The following is an 18,993-nucleotide window of genomic DNA, read 5'->3' on the forward strand; positions in this document are numbered from 1 at the left end:
ACAGCAGACGATGTGGTCCAGACCACAACTCGTCAAGGTCTAGACCACCGCGCTCACTCGATCGGCGCAGCCTTGACCCGCGCGCGGCGGCGGGCCAAGATCGGATTCGCTATATGTTTTTCAAGTAGCCGGGGGACGCGCGATGACCGGGTTCGACCGAGGGGCGGGGTCAGACCGCGCCGTACTGGCGGTCCCCCGCGTCGCCGAGTCCGGGGACGATGAAGCCGGAGTCGTTGAGCCGCTCGTCCACGCTCGCGGTGACCACGCGCACCGGCAGCTTGGCCGCTTCCAGGGTGCGGATCCCCTCGGGCGCGGCCAGGGTGCACACGGCGGTGACGTCGGTGGCGCCGCGATCGGTGAGGAGCGTGATCGTGTGCACCATCGAGCCACCGGTGGCGAGCATCGGGTCGAGCACCAGCACCGGGCGGCCCGCGAGGTTCTCCGGGAGCGAGACCATGTACGGCGTCGGCTGCAGGGTCTCCTCGTCGCGGGCGAGGCCGACGAAGCCCATCTGCGCGTCCGGGATCAGCTTGTGGGCCTGGTCGGCCATGCCGAGGCCCGCGCGCAGCACCGGGACCAGCAGCGGCGGGTTCGCGAGGCGGAAGCCCGTCGTCCTGGCCACCGGCGTGTGGATGCGCTCCTCCGCGACGGGAGCGTCCCGCATGGCCTCGTAGATCAGCATGACGGTCAGCTCGTGCAGCGCGGCGCGGAAGGCCGCGCTGTCGGTGCGGGCGTCACGCATGGTGGTGAGCCGGGCCTTGGCCAGCGGGTGTTCGACGACGAGCACGTCCATGACCACAGACGTTAGCCGGAGAAGGGGTGCTGATGTACGACGTGATCTACAGCGGGGCACGGCAGCGGATCACCGCCATCGCGCGAACGCTGGACGACGAGCAGCTGGGGCGAGCTGTTGCCGCCTGTCCGGAATGGACTGTCCGGGCGTTGATCGCGCACCTGTGCGGAGTCGCGCACGACGCCGCGACCGGGCGGCTCGACGGCGCTCCGGGCACCGAGTGGACCGAACGGCACGTCGGGGAGCGGCTGGACAGGCCGGTCGAGGAGAACCTCGCGGAGTGGGCGGGCTTCAGCGAGAAGCTGGAGCGGGGCCTGCGCTCGAAGAAAGCGCAGCTCCAGCTGGTGCACGACATCACCCAGCACGAGGCCGACCTGCGCTCGGCGCTCGGTCTGGAGCGGCTGCCGGAGGCGGCGTGGCGGCCGATGCTGGAGCACATCGGCGGCGCGGTCGGGCACTACCACGAGCAGCCGTGGGCGCTGGTCGTGCGCGCGGACGGCTCGGAGTGGCGGATCGGCGACGGCGAGCCCGCGGCGACGGTGGAGGCGGAGCCCTTCGAGCTGTGGCGCGGGTTCTTCGGCAGGCGCAGCCCCGAGCAGATGCGCGCGTGGGCGTGGGACCGGACACCCGATGCCGAGCACCTCGACGCGATCCTGGTGTTCCCCGCGCGCTCGGATGCCTTGGTGGAGAACTAAATCGAGGGTCCACCGGTGGCGCGTCCGGTGGACCCTCGTGTCTAGCCCGGCCTGCCTCGGCACACCGGCTACTCCACAGTAACCGGCGACGACGTGAGCCACCAACGACTTGATGAACACTTAAGAAAAGGAATCACCGAATGGCCTATTGGCGATCGCCGGACCTGCGGTGGTCACGCTCTCATGCCGGTAGGGCCGATGTGACCAGTGCCATCGGAGAGCACTCTCGGCGCACGGTTGTCCCCAGGTGCGCCTCCTGTGAGCTGGGCGGATGAGTTGTCCACAGGTCCGGCTCAACGGGCTGGACGGCCGATGACCACGCCCTAGACTCCTGGCCATGGCCGCACCGTCACCGCCGACGGCTGCCGAGTCCGCGGACACCCCCGCGAACCGCCAGCCGCCGCACATCCCGGGACTTCCCCCAGAGCTGGCAGACGCCACCAGGGACGACGCCGCGCTGCGTCGGTTCCTGCACGGACTGCCCGGCGTCGACCAGGTCGGACTGGAGCAACGCGCCGCGACGCTCGCCACGCGCAGCATCAAGAAGGCGTCCAAGCTCTGGGCGATCGACACCGCCATCAGGATGGTCGACCTGACCACCCTCGAGGGCGCCGACACCGCGGGCAAGGTCAGCTCGCTGTGCGCGAAGGCCCGCCGCCCCGACCCCGAGCGCCCCGACGTGCCGCAGGTCGCCGCGATCTGCGTCTACCCGGACATGGTGGAGACGGCGGTGCGCGAGCTGAAGGGCGCCGACATCGGCGTCGCCAGCGTGGCGACCGCGTTCCCCTCCGGCCGCTCGTCCCTGGCGATCAAGCTGGAGGACACCAGGATCGCCGTGGACGCGGGCGCGACCGAGATCGACATGGTGATCGACCGGGGCGCGTTCCTGTCCGGCCGCTACGGCCAGGTCTACGACGAGATCGTCGCGATCAAGGCGGCCTGCGGCGACGCGCACCTCAAGGTCATCCTGGAGACCGGCGAGCTGTCGACCTACGACAACGTGCGCCGCGCGTCGTGGCTGTCGCTGCTCGCGGGCGGTGACTTCATCAAGACCTCGACCGGCAAGGTCTCCCCCGCCGCGACCCTCCCGGTGACGCACCTGATGCTGCAGGCCGTCCACGACTGGAAGAACCAGACCGGGCAGCTGCGCGGGGTCAAGCCCGCGGGTGGCATCCGCGCCACCAAGGACGCGATGCGCTACCTCGTCGCCGTGCACGAGGTCGCCGGTCAGGAGTGGCTGGACCCGAAGCTCTTCCGCTTCGGCGCGTCCAGCCTGCTCAACGATCTGCTGATGCAGCGGCGGACCCAGCTCGAGGGCCACTACAGCGGCCCGGACTATGTGACGGTGGACTGAGATGACACAGCTCTGGGAGTACTCCCCGGCACCGGAGTCGCGGGACATCGCCAACCTCAAGCCGAACTACCGGATGTTCGTCGACGGTCAGTTCGTCGAGGGCGAGGGCGAACCGCTGAAGACGGTCAACCCCTCGACCGAGGAGGTGCTGGCCGAGGTCAGCACGGCCTCCAGCGCGGACGTGGACCGCGCCGTCAAGGCCGCCCGCCGCGCCTACGACAAGGTGTGGGGCCGGATGCCCGGCAGCGAGCGGGCCAAGTACCTGTTCCGCATCGCCCGGCTGATCCAGGAGCGCGGCCGCGAGCTCGCGGTGCTGGAGAGCCTGGACAACGGCAAGCCGATCAAGGAGTCGCGCGACGTCGACGTGCCGACGGCCGCGGCGCACTTCTTCTACCACGCGGGCTGGGCCGACAAGCTCGACTTCGCGGGCTACGGGCCGGACCCGAAGCCGCTCGGCGTCGCTGGGCAGGTCATCCCGTGGAACTTCCCGCTGCTGATGCTGGCGTGGAAGATCGCGCCCGCGCTGGCCTGCGGCAACACCGTGGTGCTCAAGCCCGCCGAGACCACGCCGCTGACCGCGCTGGTCTTCGCCGAGATCTGCCAGCAGGCCGGTCTGCCAGCGGGCGTGGTGAACATCCTGCCCGGCGCCGGTGACGTCGGCTCGGAGATCGTCAACCACGCGGGCACCGACAAGATCGCCTTCACCGGCTCGACCGAGGTCGGCAAGCTGATCCAGCGCTCGCTGGCCGGGACGGGCAAGAAGCTCACCCTGGAGCTGGGCGGCAAGGCGGCGAACATCGTCTTCGACGACGCGCCCGTCGACCAGGCCGTCGAGGGCATCGTCAACGGCATCTTCTTCAACCAGGGCCACGTCTGCTGCGCCGGTTCGCGGCTGCTGGTCCAGGAGTCCATCGCCGAGGAGGTGATGGAGAAGCTGCGCTACCGCGTCTCCACGCTGCGCATCGGTGACGCGCTGGACAAGAACACCGACATCGGCGCGATCAACTCGCAGGAGCAGCTGGCCCGCATCCGCGAGCTGACCGCCTCCGGCGAGGCCGAGGGCGCCGACCGCTGGACGAGCTCGTGCCCGTTGCCGGACAAGGGTTTCTTCTTCGCGCCGACGGTGTTCTCCAACGTGCACCAGGCCATGCGCATCGCCCGCGAGGAGATCTTCGGCCCGGTGCTGTCCGTGCTGACCTTCCGCACCCCGGACGAGGCCGTCGCCAAGGCCAACAACACCCCGTACGGGCTGTCCGCGGGCATCTGGACCGAGAAGGGCTCCAGGATCCTGTGGATGTCCCAGAAGCTGCGGGCCGGTGTGGTGTGGGCCAACACCTTCAACCGGTTCGACCCCACCGCCCCGTTCGGCGGCTACCAGGAGTCCGGTTTCGGTCGTGAGGGCGGCCGCGCGGGACTGGAGGCGTATCTCGATGTCTGACGGGCGTATTGGCGTGACCAAGACCTACAAGCTGTACGTGGGCGGGAAGTTCCCGCGCTCGGAGTCCGGGAGGGTCTACCCGGTCAACGACGCCAAGGGCACCTTCCTCGCCAACGCCGCGCACGCCTCGCGCAAGGACGCCAGGGACGCGGTCGCCGCGGCCCGCAAGGCGTTCTCCGGCTGGTCCGGCGCGACCGCGTACAACCGCGGCCAGGTGCTCTACCGCGTCGCGGAGATGCTGGAGGGCAGGCGTGAGCAGTTCGTCGCGGAGGTCTGCGCCGCGGAGAACGTGAACGCGAAGAAGGCGGAGTCCATTGTGGACGCTGCCGTGGACCGATGGGTCTGGTACGCGGGGTGGACCGACAAGGTCGCCTCCGTGCTCGGCGCGTCCAACCCGGTCGCGGGGCCGTACTTCTCGTTCTCCGTGCCCGAGCCCACCGGCGTCGTCGCGGTGCTCGCCCCACAGGCCTCCTCGCTGTTGGGCCTGGTGAGCGTGGTGGCTCCGGTGATCGCGACCGGCAACACCTGCGTCGTGGTGTCCAGCCACCACCGCCCGCTGCCCGCCGTGACGCTGTCGGAGGTCATGGCGACCTCGGACCTGCCGGGTGGTGTGGTGAACCTGCTCACCGGCAACGCCGCTGAGCTCGGCCCCTGGCTGGCCTCGCACGCGGACGTGAACGCGCTCGACCTGTGCGGTGCTCCCGAGGTGATCCGCGCCGACCTGGAGCGGACCGCGGCGGGCACCGTCAAGCGGGTGCTGCGCGCCTCCGCCAAGGAGCCGGACTGGACCCGCAGGCCCGATATCACCAGGCTGCGCGCGTACCTGGAGCACAAGACGGTCTGGCACCCGATGGGAGTCTGATCCACCGCTTCGGCCACGATGTGCCCCACAGTCCGCGGACCGTGGGGCACATCGTCTTCGAAGGGGTTGTCCAAGGTGGAAGAACTCGACGCCGGCGGCATCGCCGAAGTGATCGCGGCGATGCTCAGCGGCTCGCACGGCCTGCGCACCGAGCGCACCGGCTCCGTGGTGGCGCTGGTCGACCTCGACCTGGAGATCGCCGTCGAGGAGGCCGAGCACGCTCCTGACGGCGCGTACGTGCGGCTGCCCTTAGGTGTGCGCTGCACTGCCTGGGAGGAGGGCTACGCCTGGGACCAGGCCGTCGGTGTGCGCACCGACGAGGCCCACCCGCTCGCCGACGCGCTGATGTACTGGGTGAACAACGTGCTCCCGGTGTTCATCGCCATTCAGCAGCCCGACCACTCGCTGGCCGAGGCCGTGTTCCACCAGCTCGGCGCGGACGGCGAGGGCCGCCCCACCGAGCTGTTCGCCGGTCCCGTCGACTGGCGCGACTTCGGCGGCATCGAGGGCGGCTTCGCCGACGTCGCCCGCGAGCGCCCGCCGACCCTCGTCGTGGCCGAGCGCCTGATGAGCGAGGGCCAGCTGCCCAACCGGCCCGTGTGGTTCTACAGCCTGTGCGGCCGCACCTCCGGCGAGAACGACGACACCGTCGAGGTCGTGCTGAACAACAACGACGTCAGCGGCCACTTCGTCGACGTCGCCGAGCACCTGCCCTGGGGTACCGGCCACGGCACCGTGAAGTCCTGGGCGCTGCTCGTCCCCGCCGCCTGACCCTCACTCCGGCCGGGTCAGCGCGGCGATGCGCTGAGCGATCGCTTCTTCGACCGTGATTTCCCCGTACGCCACGGCACGCACGGCCGCCACGCCCTCCGGGGAGATCTCCCTTCCCGACGACCTGGCGCTGGCAACGGCTTCGCCGAACGCTGTCTCCGGGTCGTCCTCAGTCACAGCTTCCAGATCAGCATTCCTCCTCTCGTCGTCACGGGGCGGTAGCGGCCGACCGCCGCGTCGGTCTCCAGCGCGTCGGCGATGCCGCTGAGGAGCGCGGTGAGGCCCTGCCACTCGGGCGGGTGCGCGACGCCCCACTGGTGGCTGAAGGCGAACAAGCAACCGTGCAGCGGCCCGGGACGCAGGTCGACGGCGAGGTCGTAGTTGCCGCCGTCCGTGCCGATCGGGACGAACGCGGGGTGCCAGCCAGCACCCGGGCTACCGGCGGAGTCGTCGGGCCGGGGGCCGCTCGTGTGCCGCCTGGTCCACTCCCGCCACGCGCTGACCGACCCGATCGGCCGGTACGGGATGTAGCCGTGCGGCAGGACCGGGTGCAGGCCACCGCCGCAGCTCGCCCACCACTCGTGCAGCTCCTGCGGCAGCGCACGCCCCATCGCCCGCTCGGCGGCGCGCACGTCCGCGTCGGTCGCGGGTGGCAGCAGCTCCTTCGCGGTGGCTGGAGCCCGCACGGTGAGGATGCGGGTGATCCGGTTCCAGCTCCCGGGAACAGCTGTCGTCGAGCCCATGGCCGGATGCTGGCAGACACCCCTGACAATCCCGGGTGTCGCTCCCTCACTCGCGTGAATCCCGCGCATTCCAGGACAGCGGGCGACGGGGTGCGGCAGCCTGGGTCGCATGGTGGAGCAGGGTTTCAAGGTCGATCCGGCCACGCTGACGAGTTACTCGACGGCTGCGCCGGGGCTGGCCGACGAGCTCGGCAAGGTGGGCAGCGCGACACTGGGCCCGATCACCTCCCTGCCCGCCGACGCCTTCGGCAGGATCGGCGCGGAGGTCGGCGTCGGCCAAGCCTTCCAGCAGGCGGCCAAGGCGACCGTGGACGGGGTGGCCGCCGCGTCGGCGGGGCTGACAGGGCTCGCGGGCTCGGTCGCGGGGGCGTTGAAGGCCTACCAGCGGCAGGACGCCGACCACGCCGCGCTGATGCGCCGAACCCAGGCTCAGGGGTGACGGCGTGGCGGACGCCGCAGGATTGATCGAACCGCTCGTCCGGCCACTGCGCGAGCACCTGGCGAAGCTGGCCGGGGACACGGGGAGCGCGAGCAGGGCGGCGGAGTCGCTGGGCTCGGCGAAGACGGCGATCGCCGACGTGAAGTCCCGGCACGGAGCGCAGGTGCGCACGGCCATGGGTGGTTGGTACGGGGACCGGGCCAACGCGTTCCAGGGCAGGGTCGCCACGCTCGACGGAGGCCTGGACCGGTTGTCGGGCAACTGCGCGAGCGCGCAGGGCACGGTCGCGGGAGCGGTTGGCGCGGTCACCACGGGCCGCAAAGCGATCCAGGGCCTGCTGGACGAGTTCGTCGGCTGGGCGAAACCGGCCTTCGAAGCGGCGATCGCGGCGCAGAAGGGCGGCGACACCAACGCCGTGCGCGAAGCGACCGCCAGGGCCTTCGGCAGGTCGGCGCTCTACGTCGAGAAGTCGGCGGCGGAGCTGAAGAAGGTCTCCGACCACCTGACCGAGGCGGCGGCGCGGTTGCGGGCGCTGCAACCCGCTGATCCTGGTGCGCTCACAGGACTCGGCACTCCGCTCGGCGGCAACGGCGTCGTCGAGACCCAGGGTGCGGGCGGCTCGCCGATCGCCCCGCCAGCGCCTCCGGAGAGCCCGGGCGGCGGCTCGGGTGGCGGAGGTGGTGGTGGAGGCGGTCACAGCGGCGGAGGCGGTGGTGGCGGAGGCGGGCGGCCGAACCTGCCGGTGGCGATCCCGCCGCAGCCGGGCTCCGGGGTCGACATCAACCTGCCCGGCGGGCACACCGTGCAGGCGCCGAACCCGGTGGCAGCGGCGGCGGTGCGCAACGCGCTGTCGGTATTGGGAACGCCGTACGTCTGGGCGGCCTCGGACCCGCCGAGGGCCACGGACTGCAGCGGATTGACGAAGTGGGCGTACGGCAACGCCGGGCTCGACCTGCCGAGGCACTCGGCGGCGCAGGCGGTCGGCGCGTCGGTGCCGCCGGGACAGCTGCTGCCGGGCGATCTCGTGGTGTGGCGCGGCCACGTGGCGATGTACATCGGCGACGGCCAGATGGTCGAGGCCGGGGACCCGGTGCAGATCCGGCCGTTGCGCACGACCAACTCCGGCATGCCGTTCGTCGGTTTCTACCGGCCGACGGGTTGAGAGCGAGCTGATCATGGACGACGTCACCCGCGCGGCAGCGGGCATCAAGGCCACCGAAGAACGCCTCGCCCGCGTCGGGCCTGTCGCCGGCCGGGCGACCTCCGGCGACGGCGAGGTCGTGGTGGAGGTGTCGCCCGGCGGAGGCCTGCGCGAGGTCCGGATCGGCCCGGACGCCCTGCGGATGAACACCGACGCGCTGGCGAGGGAGATCCTCGCGCTGGCCAGGCGCGCGGAGCGCGTCGCGGGTGGGCAGTTGCACCACGCGGTCAGCGGAGTGCTGGGCAGAACGGCGCAGGAAGAACTGGTCGCGCTGGGCATCGAGCGCGCGGAGGACGAGGGCGACGACGAAGCCGGGCCGCTGCTGAGGAGGCCGTTGTGAGCACACCGGAACTGATCGCTTCAGCGGAGCAGCTCAGGGACAAGGCAGCCGAGCTGGAGCGCACACTGGCCACGGTCTGCGCGACGGCGACGAGCGCGGACGGCTTGGTGGAAGCCACGGTGACCGCACGCGGACGCCTGGTCGGACTGCGGCTGCACCCGCACCCCGTCCACATGGGCCAGAGGCTCGGCGAAGAGATCGTCCAAGTGGCCCGAGCAGCCGCGGAACAAGCCAACCAGCTGGCGTACAACGCGATGGCACCCGTGCTCGGCGATGAGCTGACCGCGGCGATCGAGGCCTTCGCGGGGCCCGCCCCGGAGCGTGAGCGGGTGGCCGAGGACGTGCCGGTGAGCGGCGATTTCCCGGACGCGCCAACGGACTCCGCCGATGTGGTGGACGAGGACGACGTGTTGACCTTCGACGTGTCCTCGCTGCGGTCGGACCGGTGAACCGCATGATCTTGGCCACCCCGTAGGCTGCGCCCCGGAAGAAGTCCGCTGACCCGGAGGCATGGATGGCGCAGGACATCGTCCCGATCGAGCTCGTCCTGCCCAAGGGCGACCTGCTCACCCTGTGGGCACCGCGCTGGCGCGAGGACGGCGAGGAGTGGGAGGCGTTCCTCGGTCACGAGGAGGACCTCTACGCCTTCCCGGACGCTGCCCAGCTCGCGGCGTACACCCGCACCGCGACCGAGCACGACCTCATCGACCACCCGGCCTGGCACGTGGTGCCCGCGCTGAGCGTCGGCGAGCTGGTCCCCGAGGAGGACCACCGCTACGACCTGGTCGGCGTGCCGGAGCTGGTCGCGGAGGAGCCGGACACCTGGACGATCGGCGACCTGGCCGACATCGTCGCGATCCTGCGCTCGCTCGCGGACGTGTGCGATCTGGAGATCGTGCACGAGGTGCTGGACAGCGCCGCCGGGTTCAGCGTCCTGCAGCAGGGCACCTTCCCGTTCACCGGCCGCGAGGGCGAGGCGCGCTGGAACGAGGTCGCCAAGGTCGTCGACGAGCGCTGGGACGAGGTGCTCGACGCGATCGACACCCTGATCAGCACGCCGGAGGCGGACGAGAAGGCGCTGGCCACCGCGCAGGAGGAGCTCGCGGCCTACGAAGAGGCGGCGGCGGAGGCCGAGCCCGAGGAGATCGACGAGGAGGAGTCCGACGAGGACTCCGACGAACCGATCGGTTTCTGGGGCGAGGTCGGCATCGACCCGATCAAGATCATCACCAGCCAGGCCGAGTACTACACGCTGCGCTGCTACCTGCCGGTCGACGACCAGGAGGAGCGCCCGGTCTTCCTCGGCTCCGACGGGCAGATCGACGTGTTCACCTCGGCCCGCGCGCTGGCCCGCCACCTGGCCGACAACGCGGCGGCCGACCCGACGCGCAACCAGCTCGCCGAGGTCTCGACCTGGGAGGACGTCCTCTCCAAGGCCACCGGCGGGGAGCTGGAGGTCGAGGTCCACCAGAGCAACGTCTACGTGCTCAACGGTGTCGCCGACGACATGGCCGAGGGCCCGGAGTCGATGGACCCGACGCAGCTGGAGCTCGCGGTCGAGCTGCTGACCGACGCGGCGCAGTGGGCAGACGACGACCGCGTGGCCAACGCGCTGTCCTCCTCGGAGCCGCTGGGCTGGATGGTCTCCTTCGTGCTGCGGCCCGACCCCACGCGGCTCGCGCCGAGCGCGCCGTTCACCGCCGAGGTCGGCGTCTGGCAGGAGTTGGTCGGCAACCTCGAAGACCGGCTCCGCAAGCACTGAGCAGAGAACGAAAAAGGGCCCCCGCCGAATGTGGCGGGGGCCCTTTCTCTTTGTGGGATCAGCTTTGCGGGATCAGCCGATCAGTTCGGCGTATCCCGGCTTGATCACGTCGTTGATGAGCGCGAGCCGCTCGTCGAATCCGAGGAACGACGACTTCATCGCGTTCACCGTGAACCACTGCATGTCGGCCCAGTCGTATCCGAATGCCTCGTGCAGCGCGGCGAACTCACCGGAAACGGTGCAGTTGCTCATGAGCCTGTTGTCGGTGTTCACCGTGACGCGGAAACGCAGTTTCGCCAGCAGTCCGATGGGGTGCTGGGCGATCGAGGTCGCCGCGCCGGTCTGCACGTTGGAGCTGGGGCACATCTCCAGCGGGATGCGGCGGTCCCTGACGTAGCCCGCGAGCCTGCCGAGGTGGACGGTGCCGTCCTCGTCGACCTTGATGTCGTCCATGATCCGCACGCCGTGCCCGAGCCGCTCGGCACCGCAGTGCTGGATGGCCTCCCAGATCGACGGCAGGCCGAACGCCTCACCGGCGTGGATGGTGAAGTGCGCGTTCTGCTGGCGCAGGTACTCGAAGGCGTCGAGGTTGCGGGTGGGCGGGAAGCCCGCCTCGGGGCCCGCGATGTCGAAGCCGACCACGCCGGCGTCGCGGTAGCGGACGGTCAGCTCGGCGATCTCCAGCGACCGCGCGTTCTGGCGCATCGCGCACAGCAGCGTGCCGATGCGGATCTTCTTGCCGGCCTCCGCGCAGCGGCGTTCGCCGAGGCGGTAGCCCTCTTCGACGGCCTGCACGATCTCGTCGAGGCTCAGGCCGCGCTCGGTGAACAGCTCGGGGGCGTAGCGGACCTCCGCGTAGACGATGCCGTCCGCGGCCAGGTCCTCGACGGCCTCGGCGGCGACGCGCACGAGGGCCTCACGGGTCTGCATCACGCCGACGGTGTGCGCGAAGGTCTCGAGGTAGCGCACGAGCGAGCCGGAGTCGGCCGCGTCCCGGAACCAGACGCCGAGCTCTTCGGCGTCGTGGGTCGGCAGGGCGTCGTAGCCGCTCTCGCGGGCCAGGTCGATGACCGTCTGCGGGCGGAGGCCGCCGTCGAGATGGTCGTGCAGGAGCACCTTGGGTGCGGTGCGAATGCTCTCCAGGGTCACCGGGGTTGACATGGCGACACGGTACCCCTCACCTGCGAAACCTCGGTTCGCGCACCGAAATCGCTCACGCTATGATCATGGCGGCCCGGTGGTGCCGTGCGAAACTCCACACGGTCGGCTGGCTCTTCGCGCCCCCTCGCGGTCCTCTTCGCGACGGAACGCAGTCAAAGTCGGGGTATTTGTAACTCGAACGGGGTCCGCGCGCTCGAACGACGATCTCGCCATTCTCTTCACCTCTCCTTCACGCCTGCCCTGGCGTCACCTGATCGGGCTAACTCGTCCTGGGACTTCTGATCCCTCGGCGGGGTCTCTTGGACCACTGATCGGGGGACTGGCTACGCTCGCCACCGTCCTCTTCCCCTCCCCATCGGACGAAGGTCACCAGCCGTGAGCGAGAACAACCACTCGACGATGTCCTTCGACCGGATGCGGAACATGCTCACCCGCGCCGCGGAGATCCGTGAGAGCGAGCAGCAGCAGATCTTCGACGCGCTGGACGAGATCCACGCCCGGATGTCCCCGCTGGAATCCCTCGGCGCGGTGCGCAAGCGCATCTCGGAGCTGCCGGACCGCACCGAGGTCAGCGTGCTGGCCGAGCGCCTGGACGAGGCACTCGCGAAGCTCGAGGCCCAGGACGGCGCGATCGCCGGACTCGGCAGGGCCGTCGACGGTCTCGTCGACAAGCTCGCGGTCCCCTTCAGCCAGCTCGACGGGCGCCTGGACGGCGTGTCCGGTCGCATGGAGGGCGTGCACGTCCGGATGGACGGGCTCGAGGACAAGCTGTCCCACATCCACAAGCGCCTCGACGACCTCGACCTGCACATGGACAAGCAGGACGACAAGACCGCCGCGGTGCCCGGCCTGGTGACCGGCCCGGTGCGCGAGCGCCTCGAAGCGCTGGAGACCGTTCTGCGCGGCCGCATCGACGAGGTCGACGAGGGCGTGCACGAGCACCTCGACGGCACCCGCGAGGCGCTGCAGCGGGCGCTCACCGAGAACACCGACGGCCTGCGCGCCGAGGTCGGCCAGGCCCGCACCTCGCTGGAGAGCGCCGTCAGCGACGCCCGCGTCTCGCTGGAGGGCTCGGTCGCCGAGGCCCGCTCCACGCTGGAGAACTCGGTCGCCGAGACCCACGACGCGCTCCAGGGCCGCTTCGAGGAGGTGCTGGCCCGCCCGGCGGTGGACCACACCGACCAGCTCGACGCGCTGGCCGAGCGCCTCGACGGCGTGAACACCCGCATCGAGGGCGTGGACAACCGGATCGACGGCGTCGAGGGCGACCTCAGCTCCAAGCTGGACGAACTCGGCAAGGCCACCGGCCAGTACCTGGACAAGCTGACCGGCGTCGTCGGCGACCGCCCGACCAACGAGACCGTGCTCTCCCTGGTCCGCAAGGCCAACGAGGAGACCGAGCGCCGCAACGCCGCGCAGCTGGACGAGGCCATGGCCACCTTCGCCGAGCTGATCCTCGGTGGCGGCGCGCCGACCCCGCCCCCGCCGCCGGCGCAGCTGCCCCGGCCGCAGCGCCGTGCCCGGCAGCAGAAGGTGAACGGCAAGTCGCGTGACGACAAGGACGTCGACCTCCCCGAGGAGATCGACGCCTGACCCAGGACCAACCGTCGAAAAAGGGGCGCATCCGGACTTCTGCCGGATGCGCCCCTTTGCCGTCTTGACTAGCCCCTGATGACGTCCAGGACGAGGGAGCCGCGCTCGGGCGCGGAGTCGGCGACGGTGTAGCCGCCTTCGAGGTCCTTCAAGGCCGCCGGGATGGCGTCCGGGGTGTCGGTGTGCAGCTCCAGCAGCGGTTCGCCCTTGCGCACCTCTTCGCCGGGCTTGGCCAGGCAGAGCACGCCCGCGCCCGCCTGCACCGGGTCCTCCTTGCGCGCACGACCCGCGCCGAGTCGCCAGCCCGCCACACCCACCGCGTAGGCGTCCAGCGTGGCCAGGACTCCGTCCGCCGGAGCTCCGACGACGTGCACGTGCTTCGCGCGCGGCAGCTCCGCGTCCGGGTCGCCGCCCTGCGCGGAGATCATCTGCGCCCACGTGTCGTAGGCGCCGCCGGAGGCGAGGACCTCGGCGGGGTCGGTGGTGATCCCGGCGAGCGAGAGCATCTCCCTGGCCAGGGCCACGGTCAGCTCGACGACGTCGGCGGGGCCGCCGCCGCGCAGCACGTCCACCGACTCGGCGACCTCCAGCGCGTTGCCGACAGCGCGGCCGAGCGGGACGGACATGTCGGTGAGCAGCGCGCTGACCTTGAGGCCGTGGTCCACGCCGATGCCGACCAGCGCTTCGGCGAGGCGGCGGGCGTCGTCGGCGGACTTCATGAACGCGCCGGAGCCGAACTTCACGTCCAGCACCAGGGCGTCGGCGCCCTCGGCGATCTTCTTGCTCATGATCGAGCTGGCGATCAGCGGGATCGCCTCGACCGTGCCGGTGACATCGCGCAGCGCGTAGAGCTTGCGGTCGGCGGGCGCGAGCCCTTCGGTGGCCGCGCAGACCACGGCGCCGACCTTGTTGAGCTGCTCGGCGATCTCCTCGGTGCTCAGCTGCGCGCGCCAACCTGGGATCGATTCCAGCTTGTCCAGTGTGCCGCCGGTGTGCCCGAGGCCTCGCCCGGAGAGCTGCGGGACGGCGGCTCCGCACGCGGCGACGAGCGGGGCCAGCGGCAGCGTGATCTTGTCACCGACGCCGCCGGTGGAGTGCTTGTCCACGGTGGGACGGTCCACCGACAGCGCCAGGCGCTCGCCGGAGTTGACCATGGCGCGGGTCCAGCGCGCGGTCTCGGCGGACTCCATGCCGTTGAGGAAGATCGCCATGGCCAGCGCGCTCATCTGCTCGTCGGCGACGACCCCCCTGGTGTAGGCGTCGATCACCCAGTCGATCTGGGGATCGGTGAGCCGCTTGCCGTCCCGCTTGGCTCTGATCACGTCGACGGCGGCAAAGTCCTCAGCCATTGGCTCTCCCGGGCAGGTGGTCGGGCCCGAACGCGTCGGGCAGCACGTCCCGCATCGGCAGCACGCCGCGCGGGGTCTCCAGCAGGCAGTCCGGCCCGCCCATCTCGAAGAGCAGCTGGCGGCAGCGGCCGCACGGCATCAGCAGGTTCCCGCCCCCGTCGCGCACGGCGACGGCGACGAAGTTCCCACCGCCGGTGAGGCGGAGCTGGCCGACCATGGCGCACTCGGCGCACAGCCCGACCCCGTAGGAGGCGTTCTCCACATTGCAGCCCTGGACGAGCCGCCCGTCGTCACAGATGGCGGCGGAGCCGACCTGCAACCCGGAGTACGGGCAGTAGGCGGACTTCGCCGCGGTGACGGCGGCGGCGCGCAGGCGTTCCCAATCGACGGCGACCACTACGGCATCCTCGCAAACGAAAGCCCGAAAGTGGTACGCACGACCCACTTTCGGGCTTTCGAACGAAACTGGAGCTAGTGACCCCTGCCCCGCCTGTACTCATCGCCGTTGGCGGCCGGTGGGCGCAGGCGCTGCGCGGCCACCGCGAGGACCACCAGGGTCACCATGTGCGGCAGGTAGGTGGAGAGCTGGCTGGGCATCTCGTCCACCGACCAGTAGATGAAGTACAGCACCGCGGCGCCGAGGAGCGTGATGCCCGCGGCGAAGTACTTGCGCATGAACACCAGCGCGACCGCGCCCGCGAACAGCACCAGCACCGCCGCGTAGAACAGCGCCATCACCGTGGAGCCACCGCTGCGCAGCTGGAGGCCGTCGGCGTAGCCGAACAGCGCGGACCCGCCGAGCAGGCCGGTCGGCCGCCAGTTGCCGAAGATCATCGCGGCGAGGCCGATGTAGCCGCGCCCGCCGGTCTGGCCCTCCAGGTAGCCGGGGTGCACACCGGGGGTGAGCAGCAGCGCCGCACCACCGATGCCCGCGAGGGCGCCGGAGATGATCACCGCGAAGTACTTGTGCAGGTAGACGTTGACGCCGAGCGACTCGGCGGCGGTCGGGTTCTCACCGCAGGAGCGCAGGCGCAGGCCGAAGCGGCTGCGCCAGAGCACCAGGTAGCTGACCGGGACCAGCAGCAGCGCCAGCATGGTCAGCGGGGAGATCCCGGTGACCAGCCCGCGCAGCACGCCCGCGACGTCGGAGAGGCCGACCCGCTGCATGTTCTCCAGGTCCGCGAGCCAGTCCGAGAGCGGCTGCATGGAGTAGGTGTCGAACTTCTCGACCGGCGGTGACTCGCGCGGGTTGTTCGACACCGGCTGGAACAGCAGCGTGGACAGGTACTTCGTCAGACCGGCGCCGAGCAGGTTGATCGCCACACCGGAGACGATGTGGTTGACGCCGAAGGTGACCGTGGCGACGGCGTGCACCAGGCCGCCGATCGCCCCGAACGCCGCGGCGGCCAGCACCGCCACCCACGGGCCCCACTGGTAGCCGGCCCAGGCCGCGCCCCAGGTGCCCATGATCATCATGCCTTCGAGGCCGATGTTGATCACGCCGGCGCGCTCCGCCCACAGGCCGCCGAGCGCGGCAAGCAGGATCGGGATGGCCAGCACCAGCGCGGTCTGGATGGTGCCGGTGGCGGTCAGCTGCGCCACCCCGGTCATGTACGAGGCGACGGACAGCGCCGCGATCACCGCGGCGACCCAGATCAGGCCCTTCGACCAGCCGGGCAGCTTCCTGCTCTGCCGAGGGGCGGGCGGAACCGCTCCACCGTCGGCGGGGTTGGAGATCACCGTGGTCACGCCGCACCTCCACCGGCACTCGTCGCTGCCGGTTGGTCCTTGCCGCCCGCTGCCGCGTCGTCAGGGGGGCTGGTCGTCCCGAGCTGCTGGCCGACCTTGCGCTGCTCGGCGGCCAGCTGCATCCTGCGGACGATCTCGTAGGCCACGACCACGGAGAGCACGATCGCGCCCTGCATGATCGTGACGATCTCCTTGGGCACGCCGATGTTGTCCAGCGCGAGCGCGGAGCGGTCCAGGAACGCCCACAGCAGCGCGCCGAAGGCGATGCCGCCCGCGTGATTGCGGCCGAGCAGCGCGATCGCGATACCGCTGAAGCCGTAGCCCTGCGGGAAGTTCTGGGTGAACGTGTGGTCGCGGCCGAGCAGCTCCGGCAGCGCGGTGAGCCCCGCGACGGCGCCGGAGAGCAGCATCGCCGCGATGATCATGCGCTTGGCGTTGACGCCACCCGCGGTGGCCGCGGTGGCGGACTCACCGGAGGCGCGCAGCTCGAAGCCGAAGCGGGTGCGGTTCATCAGCACCCAGTAGCCGACACCGGCGACCACCGACAGCAGGCCGAGGCCGAAGACCGTGCCTGCCGCGCCGAAGGAGATGCCGGGCACGTGCGCGGACTCGGGCAGCTCGCCGGTGGTGAGGCTGTTGGCGCGCAGCACGCCGAACATCTCGGGCTTGAGCAGGAACGCCACGATGCCCAGCGAGATCGCGTTGAGCATGATCGTGGAGATCACCTCGCTGACCCCGCGGTAGGCCTTGAGCAGCGCGGGGATCGCCGCGTAGAGCGCGCCCGCGACGATGGCCACCAGCATGATCACCAGCGCGTGCAGGCCGGGCGGCAGCGTGACGGCGCCGCCGACGATCATCGCGACGACCGCGGCGATCCGGTACTGGCCCTCGACGCCGATGTTGAACAGCTTCATCTGGAAGCCGATCGCCACGGCGAGCGCGATCAGGTAGTAGGTCGCACCACCGTTGATGATGTCGACCGCCGCCGTGCCCTCGCCGACCTCGGCCACCATGGTGCCGAAGGCGGTGAGCGGGTTCGCCCCGGAGACCAGCAGCGCCAGGCCGCACAGCAGCGCGGCGAAGGCGATGGCCAGCACCGGTGGCAGTACGACGGAACGCAGGTTGAGCTTCACTCCTCGTCCCCTTCCCCGGCGGCGCCGGTCATCGCGGAGCCGAGCTGCTCCGGGGTGACGGTGGCCGGGTCGGCGTCGGCCACCAGACGGCCGCGCAGCATCACCTTGATCGTGTCGGACAGGCCGATCAGCTCGTCCAGGTCGGCGGAGATCAGCAGGACCGCCAGTCCGGCCGCGCGGGCGGCGCGGATCTGGTCCCAGATCACCGCCTGGGCGCCGACGTCCACACCGCGGGTCGGGTGCGAGGCGATCAGCAGCTTCGGGTTCCCGGACAGCTCGCGGCCGACCACCAGCTTCTGCTGGTTGCCACCGGAGAGGGCCGCCGCGGCGACCTCGATGCCCGGGGTGCGCACGTCGAACTCCTCGACGATGCGGCGGGTGTCGGCCTTGGCGCCCTCGATGTCCAGCCAGGCGCCCTTGGCCGTGGGCTTGCGGGTCTGGTAGCCGAGGATCCGGTTGGCCCACAGCGGCTGGGTGAGCAGCAGCCCGTGCCTGTGCCGGTCCTCGGGCACGTAGCCGATCCCGGCCTCGCGGCGGGCGAGCGTGCCGAGGCCGGTGATGTCGAGCTCGCCGAGCCGGATGTGCCCGGCGTCGGCCTTGCGCATGCCCATGACCGCCTCGACCAGCTCGGTCTGGCCGTTGCCCTCGACACCGGCGATGCCCAGCACCTCACCGGCGCGGACGGTCAGCGAGATGTCGTCGAGCACGGGGCGGTCCGCGCCCATGCTGCACAGGCGCACGCCGTCGACCACCAGCACCTCCCGGTCGGTGACCGTGGAGTCGCGGGTCTCCGGGCTGGGCAGCTCGCTGCCGACCATCATCTCGGCCAGCTGCCGGGAGCTGATCTTCTTCGGGTCCGCGGTGCCGACGGTGGTGCCGCGCCGGATCACCGTCACGCTGTCGGCGATGCCCCGGACCTCGTCGAGCTTGTGGGAGATGAACAGGAACGTGTAGCCCTGCTCCTTCATCCCGCGCAGGGTGTCGAAGAGCTCATCGACCTCCTGCGGCACGAGCACGGCGGTGGGCTCGTCCAGGATGATGATCTTCGCGCCGCGGTAGAGGACCTTGAGGATCTCCACCCGCTGCCGGTCGGCGACGCCGAGGTCCTCGACGGCCTGGTCGGGGCTGACGTTGAGGCCGGTCGGCCCGGACAGCTCGGCGATCCGCTTGCGCGCCTTGGCGCCGATGCCGTGCAGCGACTCCGCGCCGAGCACGACGTTCTCCAGCACCGTCAGGTTGTCGGCGAGCATGAAGTGCTGGTGCACCATGCCGATCCCGGCGCGGATGGCGTCCGACGGCGATTTGAAGTGCACCTCGTGACCGTTGACCTCGATGGTGCCCTCATCGGGGTTCTGCATCCCGTAGAGGATCTTCATCAGGGTCGACTTGCCCGCGCCGTTCTCCCCGCACAGGGCGTGCACCTCACCGGAGGCGACGCTCAGGTGGACGTCGGAGTTGGCGATGACCCCCGGGAAGCGCTTGGTGATCCCGGAGAGTCGGACGGCGCAGGCACCGCCGGTTGGCTGGCCGACACCACCCTCGGCGGCGGCGGTCGGAGTTGTCATCGTGTCAGCTCCGTAGCAGTGGTGAAGGCCCGACGTCGTTGTCGG

At 70.8% G+C, this 18,993-nt stretch carries 20 protein-coding genes; 11 read left to right on the top strand and 9 right to left on the bottom strand.

Going from position 1 to position 18,993, the window contains the following annotated elements:
- Positions 1–169 precede the first annotated feature (169 nt).
- Positions 170–793: a uracil phosphoribosyltransferase gene (gene upp / locus ABD798_RS04470; RefSeq protein ID WP_344871224.1), complete on the bottom strand. Its 624-nt coding sequence runs from the start codon at positions 791–793 to the stop codon at positions 170–172.
- A 32-nt stretch (positions 794–825) separates the two neighbouring features.
- Here upp and ABD798_RS04475 point away from each other — a divergent pair, with 32 nt between their 5' ends.
- From ABD798_RS04475 to ABD798_RS04495, 5 genes are all read left to right on the top strand, one after another.
- Positions 826–1,488, top strand: coding sequence for a maleylpyruvate isomerase family mycothiol-dependent enzyme (locus tag ABD798_RS04475; RefSeq protein WP_344871225.1), 663 nt, complete (start codon positions 826–828; stop codon positions 1,486–1,488).
- A 337-nt stretch (positions 1,489–1,825) separates the two neighbouring features.
- A complete protein-coding gene (gene deoC, locus ABD798_RS04480; protein ID WP_344871226.1) occupies positions 1,826–2,842 on the top strand; it encodes a deoxyribose-phosphate aldolase in 1,017 nt (338 codons plus the stop codon).
- A 1-nt stretch (position 2,843) separates the two neighbouring features.
- Positions 2,844–4,280, top strand: a complete 1,437-nt coding sequence (locus ABD798_RS04485; RefSeq protein WP_344871227.1) for an aldehyde dehydrogenase family protein — start codon at positions 2,844–2,846, stop codon at positions 4,278–4,280.
- Complete coding sequence (locus tag ABD798_RS04490) at positions 4,273–5,142, top strand: aldehyde dehydrogenase family protein (protein WP_344871228.1); 870 nt, start codon at positions 4,273–4,275, stop codon at positions 5,140–5,142. Before ABD798_RS04485 ends, ABD798_RS04490 begins: the two co-directional genes overlap by 8 nt.
- A gap of 75 nt (positions 5,143–5,217) precedes the next feature.
- Positions 5,218–5,913 (top strand): hypothetical protein, encoded by a 696-nt coding sequence (locus ABD798_RS04495; RefSeq protein WP_344871229.1) that lies wholly within the window; start codon positions 5,218–5,220, stop codon positions 5,911–5,913.
- A 3-nt stretch (positions 5,914–5,916) separates the two neighbouring features.
- Here the strand turns inward: ABD798_RS04495 and ABD798_RS04500 are convergent, their stop codons facing one another.
- Both ABD798_RS04500 and ABD798_RS04505 read right to left on the bottom strand, forming a co-directional pair.
- The gene (locus ABD798_RS04500) at positions 5,917–6,090 is read right to left on the bottom strand and encodes a hypothetical protein (protein ID WP_344871230.1); all 174 of its coding nucleotides are present in this window, start codon (positions 6,088–6,090) and stop codon (positions 5,917–5,919) included.
- Positions 6,087–6,656, bottom strand: a complete 570-nt coding sequence (locus ABD798_RS04505; RefSeq protein ID WP_344871231.1) for an SMI1/KNR4 family protein — start codon at positions 6,654–6,656, stop codon at positions 6,087–6,089. Before ABD798_RS04505 ends, ABD798_RS04500 begins: the two co-directional genes overlap by 4 nt.
- Before the next feature lie 109 nt (positions 6,657–6,765).
- Here ABD798_RS04505 and ABD798_RS04510 point away from each other — a divergent pair, with 109 nt between their 5' ends.
- The 5 genes from ABD798_RS04510 to ABD798_RS04530 all read left to right on the top strand — a co-directional run bounded on the left by ABD798_RS04510 (position 6,766) and on the right by ABD798_RS04530 (position 10,398).
- Positions 6,766–7,095: a type VII secretion target gene (locus tag ABD798_RS04510; protein ID WP_344871232.1), complete on the top strand. Its 330-nt coding sequence runs from the start codon at positions 6,766–6,768 to the stop codon at positions 7,093–7,095.
- 4 nt (positions 7,096–7,099) lie between these two features.
- Entirely contained in the window at positions 7,100–8,257 is a 1,158-nt protein-coding gene (locus tag ABD798_RS04515; protein ID WP_344871233.1) for a C40 family peptidase, read from the top strand.
- Positions 8,258–8,270: 13 nt separating this feature from the next.
- A complete protein-coding gene (locus tag ABD798_RS04520) occupies positions 8,271–8,636 on the top strand; it encodes a YbaB/EbfC family nucleoid-associated protein (RefSeq protein WP_344871235.1) in 366 nt (121 codons plus the stop codon).
- Positions 8,633–9,085 carry a YbaB/EbfC family nucleoid-associated protein gene (locus ABD798_RS04525; RefSeq protein WP_344871236.1) on the top strand — a complete coding sequence of 151 codons (453 nt, stop codon included), beginning with the start codon at positions 8,633–8,635 and terminating at the stop codon, positions 9,083–9,085. Before ABD798_RS04520 ends, ABD798_RS04525 begins: the two co-directional genes overlap by 4 nt.
- A 65-nt stretch (positions 9,086–9,150) precedes the next feature.
- The gene (locus ABD798_RS04530) at positions 9,151–10,398 is read left to right on the top strand and encodes a primosomal protein (protein ID WP_344871237.1); all 1,248 of its coding nucleotides are present in this window, start codon (positions 9,151–9,153) and stop codon (positions 10,396–10,398) included.
- A gap of 72 nt (positions 10,399–10,470) precedes the next feature.
- On the opposite strand, the gene ABD798_RS04535 is transcribed toward ABD798_RS04530, so the two are convergent.
- Positions 10,471–11,559 (bottom strand): adenosine deaminase, encoded by a 1,089-nt coding sequence (locus tag ABD798_RS04535; RefSeq protein ID WP_344871238.1) that lies wholly within the window; start codon positions 11,557–11,559, stop codon positions 10,471–10,473.
- 414 nt (positions 11,560–11,973) lie between these two features.
- Between ABD798_RS04535 and ABD798_RS04540 the strand changes: the two genes are divergently transcribed.
- Positions 11,974–13,152 carry a hypothetical protein gene (locus ABD798_RS04540; protein ID WP_425549185.1) on the top strand — a complete coding sequence of 393 codons (1,179 nt, stop codon included), beginning with the start codon at positions 11,974–11,976 and terminating at the stop codon, positions 13,150–13,152.
- A gap of 68 nt (positions 13,153–13,220) precedes the next feature.
- Here ABD798_RS04540 and ABD798_RS04545 read toward each other — a convergent pair whose 3' ends face one another.
- From ABD798_RS04545 to ABD798_RS04565, 5 genes are all read right to left on the bottom strand, one after another.
- Entirely contained in the window at positions 13,221–14,501 is a 1,281-nt protein-coding gene (locus ABD798_RS04545) for a thymidine phosphorylase (protein WP_344871240.1), read from the bottom strand.
- Positions 14,494–14,898 carry a cytidine deaminase gene (locus ABD798_RS04550; protein WP_344871241.1) on the bottom strand — a complete coding sequence of 135 codons (405 nt, stop codon included), beginning with the start codon at positions 14,896–14,898 and terminating at the stop codon, positions 14,494–14,496. The genes ABD798_RS04545 and ABD798_RS04550 overlap by 8 nt, the downstream gene beginning before the upstream one ends.
- Before the next feature lie 74 nt (positions 14,899–14,972).
- Entirely contained in the window at positions 14,973–16,250 is a 1,278-nt protein-coding gene (locus ABD798_RS04555; RefSeq protein ID WP_425549159.1) for an ABC transporter permease, read from the bottom strand.
- On the bottom strand, positions 16,247–17,383 hold the full coding sequence (locus ABD798_RS04560) for an ABC transporter permease (RefSeq protein WP_344871242.1): 1,137 nt from the start codon (positions 17,381–17,383) through the stop codon (positions 16,247–16,249). The genes ABD798_RS04555 and ABD798_RS04560 overlap by 4 nt, the downstream gene beginning before the upstream one ends.
- A complete protein-coding gene (locus ABD798_RS04565; RefSeq protein ID WP_344871243.1) occupies positions 17,380–18,948 on the bottom strand; it encodes an ABC transporter ATP-binding protein in 1,569 nt (522 codons plus the stop codon). The genes ABD798_RS04560 and ABD798_RS04565 overlap by 4 nt, the downstream gene beginning before the upstream one ends.
- Positions 18,949–18,993: the final 45 nt, after the last annotated feature.

The organism is Allokutzneria multivorans, assembly GCF_039537405.1.
Taxonomy (GTDB): Bacteria; Actinomycetota; Actinomycetes; order Mycobacteriales; family Pseudonocardiaceae; genus Allokutzneria; species Allokutzneria multivorans.

Bases quoted from the DNA above. Each gene is read 5' to 3' on its own strand.
- upp (WP_344871224.1), bottom strand. From the start codon at position 793: ATGGACGTGCTCGTCGTCGAACACCCGCTGGCCAAGGCCCGGCTCACC.
- ABD798_RS04475 (WP_344871225.1), top strand. From the start codon at position 826: ATGTACGACGTGATCTACAGCGGGGCACGGCAGCGGATCACCGCCATC.
- deoC (WP_344871226.1), top strand. From the start codon at position 1,826: ATGGCCGCACCGTCACCGCCGACGGCTGCCGAGTCCGCGGACACCCCC.
- ABD798_RS04485 (WP_344871227.1), top strand. From the start codon at position 2,844: ATGACACAGCTCTGGGAGTACTCCCCGGCACCGGAGTCGCGGGACATC.
- ABD798_RS04490 (WP_344871228.1), top strand. From the start codon at position 4,273: ATGTCTGACGGGCGTATTGGCGTGACCAAGACCTACAAGCTGTACGTG.
- ABD798_RS04505 (WP_344871231.1), bottom strand. From the start codon at position 6,656: ATGGGCTCGACGACAGCTGTTCCCGGGAGCTGGAACCGGATCACCCGC.
- ABD798_RS04510 (WP_344871232.1), top strand. From the start codon at position 6,766: ATGGTGGAGCAGGGTTTCAAGGTCGATCCGGCCACGCTGACGAGTTAC.
- ABD798_RS04520 (WP_344871235.1), top strand. From the start codon at position 8,271: ATGGACGACGTCACCCGCGCGGCAGCGGGCATCAAGGCCACCGAAGAA.
- ABD798_RS04530 (WP_344871237.1), top strand. From the start codon at position 9,151: ATGGCGCAGGACATCGTCCCGATCGAGCTCGTCCTGCCCAAGGGCGAC.
- ABD798_RS04535 (WP_344871238.1), bottom strand. From the start codon at position 11,559: ATGTCAACCCCGGTGACCCTGGAGAGCATTCGCACCGCACCCAAGGTG.
- ABD798_RS04540 (WP_425549185.1), top strand. From the start codon at position 11,974: ATGCGGAACATGCTCACCCGCGCCGCGGAGATCCGTGAGAGCGAGCAG.
- ABD798_RS04545 (WP_344871240.1), bottom strand. From the start codon at position 14,501: ATGGCTGAGGACTTTGCCGCCGTCGACGTGATCAGAGCCAAGCGGGAC.
- ABD798_RS04565 (WP_344871243.1), bottom strand. From the start codon at position 18,948: ATGACAACTCCGACCGCCGCCGCCGAGGGTGGTGTCGGCCAGCCAACC.